The 12837-nt window shown below is 41.7% G+C and carries 12 protein-coding genes; 2 read left to right on the top strand and 10 right to left on the bottom strand.

Translation table 11 applies throughout. The features are described 5' to 3' along the window. Nucleotides 1-3: 3 nt before the first annotated feature. The 6 genes from AC4MC0_RS09795 to AC4MC0_RS09820 all read right to left on the bottom strand — a co-directional run bounded on the left by AC4MC0_RS09795 (nucleotide 4) and on the right by AC4MC0_RS09820 (nucleotide 4805). Nucleotides 4-657: a MotA/TolQ/ExbB proton channel family protein gene (locus AC4MC0_RS09795; protein ID WP_004696831.1), complete on the bottom strand. Its 654-nt coding sequence runs from the start codon at nucleotides 655-657 to the stop codon at nucleotides 4-6. Nucleotides 658-693: 36 nt separating this feature from the next. Then, a complete protein-coding gene (locus AC4MC0_RS09800; RefSeq protein ID WP_004696828.1) occupies nucleotides 694-1581 on the bottom strand; it encodes a ParB/RepB/Spo0J family partition protein in 888 nt (295 codons plus the stop codon). Continuing rightward, complete coding sequence (locus tag AC4MC0_RS09805) at nucleotides 1578-2360, bottom strand: ParA family protein (protein ID WP_004696827.1); 783 nt, start codon at nucleotides 2358-2360, stop codon at nucleotides 1578-1580. The genes AC4MC0_RS09800 and AC4MC0_RS09805 overlap by 4 nt, the downstream gene beginning before the upstream one ends. 25 nt (nucleotides 2361-2385) lie before the next feature. Next, the gene (gene rsmG / locus AC4MC0_RS09810; RefSeq protein WP_279735810.1) at nucleotides 2386-3018 is read right to left on the bottom strand and encodes a 16S rRNA (guanine(527)-N(7))-methyltransferase RsmG; all 633 of its coding nucleotides are present in this window, start codon (nucleotides 3016-3018) and stop codon (nucleotides 2386-2388) included. A gap of 84 nt (nucleotides 3019-3102) precedes the next feature. After that, nucleotides 3103-3792: an N-acetylmuramate alpha-1-phosphate uridylyltransferase MurU gene (gene murU, locus AC4MC0_RS09815; protein WP_078425016.1), complete on the bottom strand. Its 690-nt coding sequence runs from the start codon at nucleotides 3790-3792 to the stop codon at nucleotides 3103-3105. After that, nucleotides 3789-4805: an aminoglycoside phosphotransferase family protein gene (locus tag AC4MC0_RS09820; protein ID WP_078425015.1), complete on the bottom strand. Its 1017-nt coding sequence runs from the start codon at nucleotides 4803-4805 to the stop codon at nucleotides 3789-3791. Before AC4MC0_RS09820 ends, murU begins: the two co-directional genes overlap by 4 nt. Nucleotides 4806-4926: 121 nt before the next feature. Here AC4MC0_RS09820 and AC4MC0_RS09825 point away from each other — a divergent pair, with 121 nt between their 5' ends. Together AC4MC0_RS09825 and AC4MC0_RS09830 are read left to right on the top strand one after the other, a co-directional pair. Further along, on the top strand, nucleotides 4927-7386 hold the full coding sequence (locus AC4MC0_RS09825; RefSeq protein ID WP_490737921.1) for an LPS-assembly protein LptD: 2460 nt from the start codon (nucleotides 4927-4929) through the stop codon (nucleotides 7384-7386). Continuing rightward, nucleotides 7386-8690, top strand: a complete 1305-nt coding sequence (locus AC4MC0_RS09830; protein ID WP_004696818.1) for a peptidylprolyl isomerase — start codon at nucleotides 7386-7388, stop codon at nucleotides 8688-8690. The genes AC4MC0_RS09825 and AC4MC0_RS09830 overlap by 1 nt, the downstream gene beginning before the upstream one ends. A gap of 112 nt (nucleotides 8691-8802) precedes the next feature. On the opposite strand, the gene hfq is transcribed toward AC4MC0_RS09830, so the two are convergent. The 4 genes from hfq to tsaE form a co-directional block, all read right to left on the bottom strand. Continuing rightward, nucleotides 8803-9318 carry an RNA chaperone Hfq gene (gene hfq / locus AC4MC0_RS09835; RefSeq protein ID WP_004984873.1) on the bottom strand — a complete coding sequence of 172 codons (516 nt, stop codon included), beginning with the start codon at nucleotides 9316-9318 and terminating at the stop codon, nucleotides 8803-8805. Nucleotides 9319-9411: 93 nt separating this feature from the next. Further along, nucleotides 9412-10356, bottom strand: a complete 945-nt coding sequence (gene miaA / locus AC4MC0_RS09840; protein ID WP_335998209.1) for a tRNA (adenosine(37)-N6)-dimethylallyltransferase MiaA — start codon at nucleotides 10354-10356, stop codon at nucleotides 9412-9414. Between the two features lie 6 nt (nucleotides 10357-10362). Then, a complete protein-coding gene (mutL, locus tag AC4MC0_RS09845; protein WP_490737922.1) occupies nucleotides 10363-12303 on the bottom strand; it encodes a DNA mismatch repair endonuclease MutL in 1941 nt (646 codons plus the stop codon). Continuing rightward, complete coding sequence (gene tsaE / locus AC4MC0_RS09850; protein ID WP_490737923.1) at nucleotides 12296-12772, bottom strand: tRNA (adenosine(37)-N6)-threonylcarbamoyltransferase complex ATPase subunit type 1 TsaE; 477 nt, start codon at nucleotides 12770-12772, stop codon at nucleotides 12296-12298. Before tsaE ends, mutL begins: the two co-directional genes overlap by 8 nt. Nucleotides 12773-12837: the final 65 nt, after the last annotated feature.

The raw sequence follows: 12837 nt of genomic DNA on the forward strand, positions 1-12837 counted from the left end.
ACCTTAGCTCGCTTGCTTCACAACAACATCATCATGGTTTTCAAGCACAGTTTCTGTTTGCTTATAAAATAAAGCCGCATGAAATAAAGTCGATTGCTGTTCTAATTCAGCAACATACTCTTGAACTAACCGCTGAAAATAACGATAAGCAAATAATGCGGGAATCGCAATGAACATTCCTGCCGCAGTTGTAATCAGTGCTTTAGAAATCCCCGGAATCATCAGTGTTGGATTACTACTATTCCCAATATCAATCATTAAAAATGACTCGATAATCCCAAGTACCGTTCCCAATAATCCTAAAAGAGGCGCGACAGCACTCAATGTTCCCAAAAAATTGATGTTTTTTTCAAGATAACCAATTTCCTGAGAGGCTGTTGCTTCCATCTGTGCACGTGCAAACTGTTCACCTTGTGCCTTACTTTGGTAACCAGCTTCCAAAATACGACCCAATGTCGTTGCCTGTAAATCCTGATTTTGTTTAAGTTTAGGCAAAACCATTTGTACGCTTTGCGCTGGGTTTAATAGCAAATCTTTCGGTAAAATAGTAGTTTTCTTCAAGCGAATAAAACGCTCTAAGCTAATCGCAACAGTAAAGATCGAACAGAGCACAAGGGGCAGCATAAGCCACCCACCTGCTTTTACCAATTCCCACATAACACTTCCCCAAGTATTTAGAAATAGAAAATAAAATTATTCAGCTAAGCAAATATTCAAAATACCATCCAACTCGTCGAGTGAATGATAATGAATCGTGAGCTTGCCTTTCCCTTGTTTATTATGATCAATTTTGACATTTGCACTAAAACGATCTGTTAAGCGCTGTGTCAATTGTTGAAGATCTGGTGCAATTTCCGTTTTGGATTTTTCTTGTTTAGGCGCATTGAGATCACGAACATATTGTTCAGTTTGGCGAACAGATAAGCTTTTCTCTATCACCAATTCTGCGACTTTCAGTTGATCTTTCCCTTTCAAAGTCAAAATGGCACGAGCATGTCCCATGTCTAGTAAACCTTGCTGCATAAAGTCTTTAACTTGCTCAGCTAGACTTAATAAACGTAGCAAATTACTTACTGTGGTACGCGCTTTGCCTACCGTATCCGCAATTTCTTGATGACTTAAACCAAACTCTTCATGAAAACGTTGTAATGCCATCGCTTGATCAATCGGATTAAGGTCTTGACGTTGGATGTTCTCAATCAACGCCAGTGCAATTGCAACTTGGTCTGTTAAATCACGAACAATGGCTGGGACTTGCGTTAAGCCAGCAAGTTGGGCCGCACGCCAACGACGCTCACCCGCAATAATTTCATAGGGGTGCTTTTCATTATCAATTGGACGAATCACAATCGGCTGCATCACACCGTGTTTTTCAATCGATGCCGCTAACTCTTGTAAGTCTTGCTCATTAATAAAACGACGTGGCTGATATTCACCACGTTGTAATAAATGCACATCAATTTGTTTTAGCTGACCGTGATCAAGAGCTTGTGCTTCAAGTTGTAATTTCTCTTTTTGAATGGAACCGAGTAAGGCATCTAAACCACGACCTTTTGCCAGTCCACGTTTTTTAACGGTCATGCGTTACTTCCTTTTTTCACTTTGCTTTTCTTAATCATTTCAGCTGCTAAATGTAAATAAGCAACTGCGCCCTTCGAGCTTTTTTCAAAATAAATCACAGGCAAACCATGCGCAGGTGCTTCAGCTAGACGCACATTACGTGGAATGACCGTGTCATAGAGTTTTTTGCCAAAGTATTGTTCTAATTCTTCAGACACATCACGCGTCAGTGCATTACGTGCATCATACATGGTGCGTAAAACACCAATAATTTTTAACTCAGGATTTAATGCTTGTTGAATACGATCAATGGTCTGTGTTAAATCTGCCAAACCTTCCAAAGCATAGTATTCACACTGCATTGGAATCATCACACCATCCACCGCTGCCAGTGCATTAACCGTGATCAAGCTTAAACTTGGCGCACAGTCCACAATGATGTAATCATATGCTTGTTCAATTTCTTGCAACGCATCACGCAGAATAAACTCACGCCCTTCTTGTTCAGCAATCGCAAGCTCAACTCCTGCCAAATCACGGTTTGCACCCAAGACCTTATAACCCACTTCCGCCTTGGTAATTGCAGTTTCTATAGGTACTTCACCCAGTAAAACATCGGTCACTGAATACAGTAAGTCATTTTTTTGAATGCCAGACCCCATGGTCGCATTGCCTTGCGAGTCCATATCAACCAATAAAACACGCTTTTTAAGTACTGCTAAAGATGCAGCCAAATTTACTGCGGTTGTGGTTTTACCTACACCACCTTTTTGGTTCGCAATCGCAATAATTTGTGCCATGACCCGCCTAATCCTTTGAATTTTTTTAGATACGTTTTAATAAAAGTAAGTGTCGTTGTTCGTCCAAACGTGGAACTTTTAACGCAATAATGTCACAACTAAATTCGTTTTTGAACGCTTCAACTTCTTCATGCGGAATCAAGCCTTTCATAGACCCAATAATGCTGTCTTGGTGCATATAAGGCTTCGATGCATTGATAAAATCGGTTAAAGAGGCAAATGCACGACTAGTAATCACATCAAACTGACCCAAATCATGGATGCTATCTTCATTCTCAACACGCGTTTGAACTGCAATTACATTGGTTAATTTTAAGTCTGCGATAAACTGTTTTAAAAAACGAATTTTTTTACCATTGGAATCGAGCAAAACACATTGGCGCTCAGGTTGGCATAGAGCAATAATCATGCCCGGCATACCACCGCCTGTACCAATATCTAGCAAACGACCTTTCGGCAAATCTTTTAAAATACTTAAACTATCTAATAAATGCTTCACCAGCATTTCTTTAGGATCGCGAATCGCTGTTAAATTGTAAGCTTTGTTCCACAGCACAAGTGCGTCTTGATACTTCAGCAATAAATTTAATGCTTCTTCACTCAAATCTAAGCCAAGCTTTTGACTACCTTGCTTTAAGTCTTGAAAAAATGGATGCATAAAGAAGACATCTCAATAAAATTAAACTGAAGTATACCGATTTCTCAGCCGTGGAACAGTAGCTAACGCTTAGTGATTATGCACTTAAACGTACATACCTTGACGAATCTGTAGATCTAGATCACTTAATCGCTCAGGTGTGCCAACATCCACCCATGCGGCTTGCATTTTCCCGGCAGAAACTTTTCCAGCAGACATCGCTTCTTTTAGCAATGGAGCCAGTGGACGCTTACCTGCTTCTAAACCCTTAAACATCTGTGGGTGAATAACCGCAACACCACTATAAGTCAGTGCTTCACCTGACTGCTCTTGTTCAAAGGTATAAGCACGCCCTTGATTTAAGATAAAGTCGCCTTTGGGATGTTGTGTCGGATTGGTTACAAATATCAGATGCGCAAAATCTTCTCCCAAATCGACATTGAGCAATGATGCAAAATCAAAAGTGGTCCAAACATCGCCATTCACTAAAATAAACGGTTCTGTCCCCAACAGTGGTAGAGCATTAATAATACCACCCGCTGTTTCAAGCCCTTCTTCTTCACGCGTCCAACGAATAGTCACTCCAAACTGCGAACCATCGCCAAGTGCACCAATCAACACATCGGCCAACCATGCAGAATTAATCACAATTTCTGTGACCCCAATTTGCTTGAGTTTTTCAATATGCCAAACGATCAGTGGTTTGCCACCCACTTCAAGCAGAGGTTTCGGTTTATAGAGTGTTAAAGGACGCATGCGGTTGCCAAGCCCCGCTGCCAAAATCATTGCTTTCATGCTGCAACAACCTCGTATTTGCCATATTTTGCTTCAAATTTCGGCATCACTTTATCGCAAATAAATTGCATGAAAGGTTGTAGTTCTGCATAAGGTTTGCTTTCTTCAAGTAAATACCACATCACACGTGGTAAATCTTTCAAATAACCTGATTTTCCGTCACGTTCAAATAAACGCACAAAAATACCCAGAATCTTGATATGACGTTGAATCGCCATCAAGTCAGCATCTTGTTTAAATTGTTCAAAGTCACGACCTTCTTTTGCCGATGCAGGTAACAAGTCATAAAACACTTTAAACCAACGATAAACGCGCTCAGGATTCCATTGCACATACGCATCACGTGTAATTGAGATCAGATCATAAGTATCTGCACCAATCACAGCATCCTGAAAGTCAATCACCCCCTGCTCTTGCTCATCTGCCAAAAGCATGAGATTACGACTATGGAAATCACGATGTACAATCACTTGAGGTTGAGCCAAAGCAGCATTGGCTAAAATTGCAAATGTACGTTTAATCAGCGCAGACTCATCATCAGTGGGTTGAATCTGTAAACTTGGCAATAACCAATCTGTCAATAGCGACATTTCAGTGATTAACTTTTCATAAGAATAAGCCGGGAAATGACCTTCACCATCAATAGATTGCAATTGAATCAACTGCTTAAAACTTTGCTCATAATGCGCATCGACAGTCTTATCATCGAGCTGTGTAGACAGTAGCACATCGCCAAAATCCTCAAGCAATAAGAAGCCTTGCTCCAAATCTTTCGCCACAATATGTGGTACACGAACACCGTTCGTATCAAAAAATTCATCAATCGTCACAAAAGGCACACAATCTTCTTTTTCTGGTGGTGCATCCATCAGCATAAATGTTTTATTATTCAACTTGATTCGTGCATAACGACGGAAACTTGCATCGCCTGCTAAAAAGTTAATTTCAAATTGATCTGAACCAAGTACAGATGAAATCCATGTTTGTATCAATTGTTCACGTTGTGTATTCATTTGCGATAAATTCTAATACAGGCTGAGTTTTTAAAGTGCTAAGTGTAGCCACTTATCAACTTTTTCTCTATGATGCGACAATAATTAATTGCGTTTTAAGCATACTTGGTAAATGAGACACATGAAGCATCAGTTTAAATTTAATCCTTTAGCGACTGCGATATTTACCCTTCTTTGTGGTAGCTCAATCACAAGCTATGCTGCAACACCAACCACGTCTATTTCAGACGAACAACAATCGCTAAAACAAGCACTACAAGAAAGCTATCCTGGGCAAAAGTTTTTCGAACAATACTACGTTGATAAGTCATCTCCTGAAGCTCAACAGCGCCAAGGTCGTTACTTAAGCTCCGCGTATTGCCAAGGCACATGGTTAACCCCTGTAAGCCCTGAAACCAAAGCTGCTGACGCAGCCAATGCGACATCTACCATTACAGCGGACTATGGTCACTACAACCCACAAGGTGACTCTGTTCTTGAAGGTAATGTCCTGATTGATCAAGAAGGTCGTCAAATTCGTGCCGATAAAATCACCATTGACCAGACTCAGACTTTTGCCAATGCTGAAGGACGCGTGCAAATGGCGCAAAGTGGTTTATTAGCGCAAAGCGACCAAATCAATTACAACCTAAAAACTCAACAAGGCGATCTGAAAAACAGTTTCTATATTTCAGAAGAACAACATGCGCATGGGCGGGCTGAACAAATCCTACGTGAGTCACAAACGACCACCACGCTAAAAAATGCAACTTATAGCACCTGCCCACCAGAGCAATCGCCAACATGGAAAATCCAAGCAGACGAAATTAAGTTAAATCAAGAAACTGGCCGTGGTGAAACACGCGGCACAAAACTTTATGTTAAAGATGTACCCGTTCTCGCAGTTCCTTATTTCAACTTCCCGATTGATGACCGTCGTACTACCGGTATTTTGACACCAAGTTTTGGCTTCACCAATGATGGTGGTGTAGAGCTTGCAGTACCTGTTTATCTCAACTTAGCACCTAACTACGACGCGACTGTTACGCCACGCTATATCAGCGACCGCGGCCCAATGTTTGAGGGTGAGTTCCGCTATCTAACCGAAAACTTTGGTTCAGGTCAAATTTGGGGGGGTTACTTAGCTTCTGACCGAAAATATGACGATGAAGACCGTAAAGATTTGCACTTTTTACATAACTGGCAAATCAATGAACAGTTCTCAACCAACCTTGAATATAACTATGCGTCAGACAAAGACTACTTTACTGACTTAAGCAATAACCCAAACACTAAGACAGACTTAAACCTGCGTCGTGCGTGGGAGTTAAACTATAAGAATGGAATTCCTGGTCTAAAAGCCCAACTAAAAGTTGAAGACTTCCAAACACTAGACGAAACCACACCCTACGTTGACCGTCCGTATGCGCGTTTACCACAGTTCTTACTCAACTATAAAGCGGGTAATGCACTGGGCTTAGAATACGAGTTCAACAACGATACGGCTTACTTTAAAAAGGACTTTGGGACTATCGACGGCGATACCAACGATAGCTTTGAACCAAGCGGCACCCGTGTCTATAATGACTTTTCTGTACGCTATAACTACCGTACACCGTGGGCTTTCGCCATTCCTGAAGTATCTATTCGCAATGTAAACACATTCTACGATCAAGATACCATCAATGAGTTTGACAACACCAACCGCTCATCGAATGACAAATCTTATGTTGTGCCACAGGTGACTTTTGATGCAGGTTTAACTTTTGAAAAAGAAGGCACTTTCTTACAGACGTTAAGCCCACGCATGTTCTATGCCTACGCACCCTATAAAAATCAAGATGGCGCACCAAACTTTGACTCTGCAACAGCATCGATCAACTATGATCAGTTATTTAGTGCAAATCGCTTCTATGGCCATGACCGTCTAGAAGACAATAACTTCTTGTCACTGGGCTTAAGCTATAGCTTATTTGATACGGTGGGTCTAGAGCGCTTAAAAGCCAGTGTAGGCCAAAGCTATTATTTCGAAGACCGCCGCGTAACGCTTGACCAAACAGCAGACGTCTTTGACAGAGAAAATCACTCTGGTCCGATTGTCAGCGTATCTAGCCAGCTCTCACAAAACTTTACCCTCGGTGCAAACTCAGCATGGATGGAAAATGGTGATAATGCGCAACGCGACTTACAACTTTACTTTACGGGCGATAAAGGCAACCTCTATAACGTTGGTTATTTCTACCGTAAAGAAATTGCAGACCGTCAAGAACATTACGACCAAGTGGTTGCATCTTTTGTACAACCAATCCATAACAACTGGCGTATTATGGGCCACGCTCAATATGACTTAGACAACAATGTCGCTCGTGAATACCTCCTTGGTGTCAATTACGAGTCTTGCTGTTGGGGGATCTCCGTTTATGGTCGCGAGTACTATAACGACTTGGATGACGTCAATGCTGCAGGTGTAGAACCTAAACGTGCAATTATGGCCGAAATTACACTTAAAGGCTTAGGCGGACTCAACAGTAAACTTTCATCCTTACTAGAAAATCGTATTCTAGGCTTTAACAATATTAATCAGACTTGGACAGACCGTTAATGAAGACAAAACAGTTCAAACAATTTTTTAAAGCGAGTGCTTTGGCTTTAGCTCTCGCAACCGCTATTCCAACTTTTGTACATGCGTCGGATGAAGTTGTTGCTGTAGTCGATAACAGTGTCATTTTGAAGAGTGACTTAGAAGCAAGCATGGCTGAGCTCAAACATCAACTTGAGAGCCAAAAGAAACAAGTCCCACCAGAGCAATATTTGGCACAACAAGCATTAGAGCAACTGATTATTCGTCAGACTCAGCTTGAACAAGTGAAGCGTTACAACATTCAACCTGATGAAAAAAGCTTGAATGAAGCGGTTTTAAATGTTGCAAAACAATCTGGTAGCACAAGCCTAGAAGCATTCCAACAAAAGCTCGATAAAATGGCACCAGGAACTTATGCTTCTTTGCGTAGTCGCGTTGCTGAAGATTTAGCCATCAATCGTTTGCGCCAGCAAATCGTTACCTCTCGTATCCAAATTTCAGACCAAGACGTTAAAAACTTCTTAAATACCCCACAAGGTCAAGCAGCACTCGGTAACCAAGTGCATGTGCTACATGTGCGTGTTTCAGGTGACAATGCTGACGCTGTGGCTAAGCAAGTTAAAACGGTACTAGCAAACGACAACGATGTCGCTGCAATTGCTAAAAAGTTCAGTACTGCTGGCACCAAAGTTGAAGGTGCAGATATGGGCTTTAGAGCACTTTCTGACATCCCTAGCGAGCTTGCAGCACGTGTGAGTCCACTCCAAGTGGGACAAACCACAGATTTAATTACAGTACGAGATGGTGTACATCTTTTAAAATTAGTTGAACGCAAAGGGGCTGAGCAAAAAGCGATTGTACCTCAATACAAAGCACGCCATATTTTGATCCAACCGTCTGAAGTGGTTAGCCCTGAAAATGCTAAACAAATGATCGAAAGCTTGTATAACCGCGTACAAAAAGGTGAAGACTTTGCCGTTTTGGCTTCCACCTACTCCAATGACACAGGTTCAGCACGTGATGGCGGGAGTTTGGGTTGGGTCAGCCCAGGTGTGATGGTTCCTCAGTTTGAAGAAACCATGAAAAATACACCGGTAGGTCAAACCAGTAAACCTTTTCAAACTCAGTTTGGCTGGCATATTCTTCAAGTGACTGAAACACGTCAACAAGACATGACTGCTGAATACCAAGAACGTATGGCACGTCAAATTTTAGGTGAGCGTCAATTTGATGCAGAGCTTGATAGCTGGTTACGCGAAACACGCAACAGAGCTTATGTCGAAATTAAAGATCCTAACTTAGACCGTAAGAACAACAAGTCATAAGTTTGAACACATAAAAAGACCAGCATTCATGCTGGTCTTTTTTCGCTTGGACGAAAACTAAAAATTTGGCATAAAAAAAGCCTCTCATGTGAGAGGCTTTTTTAACAATCAATTAACGATTATTTTCGTCATCTTGAGTGTCTTCAAATTTTGATTCGCCATCAAAACCAGTCGATTGGCCACTGAAGCCACCTTGACCACCGAAGCCACCTTGACTACCGAAGCCACCTTGACCACCGAAACCACCTTGACCACCGAAGCCACCTTGACCACCGAAGCCACCTTGTTGACCACCAAAGCCGCCTTGTTGACCACCGAAGCCGCCTTGTTGACCGCCGAAGCCGCCTTGTTGACCGCCAAAGCCGCCTTGTTGACCGCCAAAGCTACCTTGTTGACCAGCACCAGCAGGTGCACCAGCAGGACGTGGATTACGTGCAGGAACAACTGTAGAAATTGCATGCTTGTAAACCATTTGGCTTACTGTATTTTTTAATAAAACAACATATTGGTCGAACGATTCAATATGACCTTGTAACTTAATACCGTTTACAAGGAAGATAGAGACAGGAATACGTTCTTTACGGAGAGAATTTAAGAACGGATCTTGCAAAGTTTGACCTTTAGACATGTTATAACTCCAAAAAAATTTAAAAATCAGCGCAAAAAACTATCTTTATTTTTCAATTAAAAATTATAAAAAAGATAGTAGCTAAATTTTGCTTTATCCGTAGCAGTTTCGCAAGTCTTCTTGTGCCTGCGTGATAGTAGAATACGTTGTAAATTTATGTGCCTCTTGCAAAGATCTTAACCAAGTGTATTGACGTTTGGCAAGTTGTCGTGTCGCAAAAAGTGATTTATCCTCCATTTCACGTTGTTTTTCGACAGTTTTATCTCCTTTCTGTAAAAATTCGAGTGCTTGTCGATACCCAACTGAGCGCATAGAGGGTAAATTTTCATCTAAATCGTATTTTTTCATAAGTTCTTCCACTTCATTCAAAAATCCGATGTCCCACATAATTTTCAATCGTTGTGCAATTCTTTGGTGCAATTCGGCACGGTCTGGCATCAAAGCATAATTATGAAAATTATAGCGATAAGGCACGTTTTTAGGTTGTTCAGCTTGAAGTTTAGTAATAGGCTGCCCTGTCAATTTGTAAACTTCTAAAGCCCGAATAATACGTTGTTTATCACTCACTTTAAATTTTTCGCCCGCCAGTGGATCCACACTACATAATTCAGCATAGACCGCAGACCAACCCTCACTTTCACCTTTAGCTTCTATTTCAGCACGAACAGCATAATCTGCGCTCGGTAAATTGCTTGAAAGACCTTCTAAAAGTGCCTTGAAATAGAGCATAGTTCCACCCACCAAAATCGGGGTTTTACCTCGTGCATGCATATCATCAATTAGACCACATGCATCTTCAACAAAGTTTGCAGCCGAGTAGACTTCTAATGGGCTAATAATATCGATAAGGTGATGTGGATATTGCAGTAACTCTTCTTTGGTCGGCTTTGCTGTACCAATATCCATATCCTTAAAGACCAATGCTGAATCTACAGATATCAGTTCAAAATTCCCTTGCTCATAGAGCTGACATGCCAAAGCAGTTTTACCACTTGCAGTTGGCCCCATTAAATTGATGACCGGCAATTGTGTTGACATGTACAACTACTCTCCTCGAGCAAAAAGCTTATCTAGTTGAGCCAATGGAAACGCACGCCAAGTTGGGCGACCATGGTTACATTGGCTGGCAAATTCAGTTTGTTCCATTTGACGAAGCAAAGCATTCATTTCAGAAAGACCCAAAATGCGATGGGCGCGAACAGCACCATGACAGGCCATACCCGCTAGAATTTGATCACGCTTTTGCAGTAAGCCCTGCGCTTCATCATTTGGATCCAAATCGTTCAGTAATTCAGGTACCAGCGCCTCAAAATTGGCTTTATGTAAAATCGCAGGCACACCACGAACAATCACCTGCTCATCGCCATATTGATCAATTTCAAGACCTAAACGCGCCAATTGATCTTTGAGCTCTTCCACTCGTGTCGCTTGCATTCGCGTGATATTAATCACTTTGGGAATAAGTAACTGCTGAGAAGTCCAAAACTCTGGTTTATCCCATGCTGACTTCATTTGCTGTAGCAGAATACGCTCATGCGCTGCATGCATATCAACAATAATCAGCCCTTCTGTATTTTGAGCCAGCACATAAATACCATGCAATTGTGCAATTGCAATTCCCAATGGATGTTCGTCGACTTTAGGGCTTTGCACTGTAAAATCAGCCAAAGGCTGAGCTTGATCAACAGCAGATGATGTATCACGTAGAGGTGCTAAATAGCTTTGCAAAGCATTATTGAGCTGTTGTGAGCCCTGATAGCGTGAAGGTTGCGCCGAATAATGGACGCCTTGCGGTTGATTTGAACTAAAGTCAGTAAGCACATCCGATGGAGCTTGCTCACCAGTTTGTGCAGACTCAACATGACGATGCAACTGCAAAGGCTCTTGATAGCGAGGCTGCACAGGCATCGAAGCTTGATTTTCTGCAACCTTCATGGCATCAGATAAATCTGCGGTTGCCGTTTGAAACTGCGATAAAGTATCTTTAGCATAGTGACGTACAAATTCATGTACTTCACGTTGATTTAAAAAGCGAATTTCATGTTTAGTCGGATGTACATTGACATCAATATTTTCAGGGTCGACTTCCAGAAAAAGCAAATATCCCGCATGCTGATGTCCATGCAAAATACCATCATAAGCCATACGCAGCGCATGAGAGATGGTTTTATCTTTAACAATTCGACCATTCACATAAACATACTGCAAGTCAGCCTGAGCCCGCGCATCAGAGGGATGTCCCAACCAACCTGTTAAACGCATGTTGATGCTATCTGCATCCATCCAATAAGCATTTTCAGTAAATGCGCGCCCTAGCAACTGCTGTACGCGCTGAAAACGTAGCTCACCACTATCTGCAATCGGCAAGTTTAGTTTGATGCTTTGATTATGTTCAAGCACAAAACGAATATCGAAATGCGTCAGCGCTAAACGTCGAACGATTTCCTCAATATGACCAAACTCAGTGCCAGGCTTTTTGAGAAATTTTCGACGCGCAGGCACATTAAAAAATAAATCTTGTACCCGAATATGCGTCCCTTTAGGTGCAGCTACCGCCTGAATCTCTTGATGGTCAAATGCAGTTCCATTGACTTCAACTTGATAGCCAATACCATCATCCGCTTGACTACTGGTCAAGGTTAAACGCGAAACCGCTGCAATAGAAGCCAAAGCCTCTCCACGAAAGCCTAAACTGACAATTGCATGTAAATCTTCAGCGGTTTGGATTTTACTGGTCGCATGGCGCATCACCGCCAAAGGGAGATCTTCAGCGTGAATCCCTCGACCATTGTCCATGATTTCAATTAAAGTACTGCCGCCTTGCTCTACCCGAATAATCAGCTCTGTCGCACCTGCATCAATCGAGTTTTCAAGTAACTCTTTGACCACAGACGCTGGACGCTCAATGACTTCACCTGCTGCAATTTGGTTGGCTAAAGCAGGATTCAAGGTATGAATACGGCGTATCTTTAAATCATCACGCATTGTTTAATTGGCTCTCTAAAGCTTGTAATAATTCTACTGAATGAAAACTTAAGGTAGCAGACCGTGTCAGTTCATCTTCAGATTTTTGAATATCAATAATTAAGTCTGCCTCAGGGATCTCATCGCCCCCTTTAGACGGCCATTCAAACAAAAACAATGCATTGGGCGTTTCCAAATAGTCACGGATACCCATTAACTCCAGCTCATACGGATCGTTTAAACGATACAAGTCAAAATGGAAAATATCACGCCCTTGAACTTGATACGGCTCAACTAAGGTATAAGTTGGGCTTTTCACGGAACCTTGATGGCCTAAATGCTGTAAATAATGGCGTGTTAGCGTAGTTTTACCTGCCCCCAAATCCCCAATTAAATACACTACACCCGTCGTAAAATGCTGTGCCAAAATTTGCGCTAAATTTTGGGTATCTTGTTCATTATTGAGCGTTAAATTAAATGAATACTGCATAATACTCACGACAAGTGACAAAAGAACAATTATGATAGCACTGGACTCACAAAATGCCCAAGCCA

This window comes from Acinetobacter sp. CAU_H_S139_7, from assembly GCF_058599305.1.